1 protein-coding gene is annotated in these 1671 nt (G+C 60.3%); it reads left to right on the top strand.

Annotation, left to right across the window (positions count from 1 at the left end; all coding sequences use genetic code 11):
• Positions 1-331 precede the first annotated feature (331 nt).
• A complete protein-coding gene (locus AB6804_RS31760; protein ID WP_370889820.1) occupies positions 332-1528 on the top strand; it encodes an IS110 family transposase in 1197 nt (398 codons plus the stop codon).
• Positions 1529-1671: the final 143 nt, after the last annotated feature.

Raw genomic sequence — 1671 nt, 5'->3', positions numbered from 1 at the left:
CGCGATACGCAATTGCGCGTGCGGGTTGTTCGATGCCGAACGGTGGCAAAGGTTGACTCAATCGGATTGGTAGCCGGCATGATAGGGCTTGGTGCCTCATCCATCCCTGCCGCAATTTTGGCGTATGGTGCGACCATCCGGGACAGGGGCACCGGGGAGCACTTCGGGTGGGCAGGCCGTTGATCGTACGATGAGCCGCGAGCTCGTGTTAGTAGTTGGCCGCCCCTGCGACCCGCCCGGTTGCGCTGCGAGCGCGAATCCGTAGTTGTCGTGCTGTCCCACCGGCTCCCAAGGTAACGTTTCATGGGAGACGGTTATGCGAATCATTGGTCTGGATGTATCGAGATCGGTGGCCGAAGTCGCGTATCTCGAGAATCGAACACTGAAATCCGGCGGTCGCGTTGGATTAAGACGCGACGAGCTTAAGCAATTTGCCTCTCAACTCCGGCCGGATGATCATGTAGTGCTGGAGGCCACTGGTAACACTGCCGCTATTGTCAGCGTACTGCAGGCGCATGTCGGGCGGGTGATTGTCGCCAATCCCCTGCAAGTACGGCTGATCGCCGAAGCGCGGGTCAAGACGGACAAGATCGATGCAGCCATCTTGGCCCAATTGTATGCCAGCGGCTTCCTGCCGGAAGTATGGATTCCAGATGAAGCAACGCAGGCCATGCGTCGGCAGGTCTCGCGCCGCGCGCAGATCGTGCGCCAGCGAACGCGCCTGAAGAATGAAATCCATGCGGTACTCGCCGCACACTTGATCGAAAGGTGCCCGGCAACGGACCTGTTCGGCAAGAAAGGGCGGGCGTGGTTGAGTACCCAGCCTCTGCCCACCGACGAGCGGATGGGCGTCGAGCAACGGCTACGCGAACTCGATAGGCTTGGTGAGGACCTCCGCGAAATCGAGCGCGTGCTGGCACAATCGGTCATGCAGGACGGGCGACTACGCAAGATGCTTACGATCGCCGGTATAAACACGACGGTGGCTATCGGCCTGCTGTCTGCCATTGGGGATATCGGGCGGTTCCGTACGCCAGGGAAACTTGTCAGCTATTTCGGTCTCAATCCCTGTGTCTACCAGTCCGGATCGCAGCCGGCTAGGCACGGGCATATCAGCAAGCGGGGCCGCTCTTATGCGCGTGCCATGCTAGTCGAAGCGGCGTGGGCGGCGGCGCAATCGGCCGGGCCATTGCGCGCCTTCTTCCTGCGCATAAAGGATCGACGCGGACAGCAGATTGCCGCTGTCGCTACCGCGCGCAAAATTGCGATTACTGTCTGGTACGTGCTCACGCGTGATGAGGCGTTTGCGTGGGACCGTCCTGCGCTCACGGCTCACAAGCTGCGCTCGCTCGAACTGCAGGCCGGACTGTCTTCACAGCGCGGAGGTCGCAAGGGATCAGCCGCCGCTTATAACCTAAAGAGCGTACGGGACCAGGAACGCGCAGTGGCCGAGCAGGCAGAGCGAACTTATCAGCGGTTGTTTTCGCGCTGGAAACAGGCCGGTCCCAAAAACTCCCGCTCTCAATGACGGCGTCCACCCACGCAGGCCCGGCGAGTAAAAAAATATCGGCTACCGGGCTTGTCGATTTCATCCGTTGTTCGCAAGTGCTGCCAGTGTTCAGCGGGGAAGTCATAAAAGGCCAGCAGCTCGTCGCGATCCTTCGTGAGCTT

The organism is Caballeronia sp. RCC_10, from assembly GCF_041360715.1.
Lineage (GTDB): Bacteria > Pseudomonadota > Gammaproteobacteria > Burkholderiales > Burkholderiaceae > Caballeronia > Caballeronia grimmiae.
Note: the sequence above shows the minus strand (reverse complement) of the source record. Positions and strands in the feature narration are given on the sequence as shown.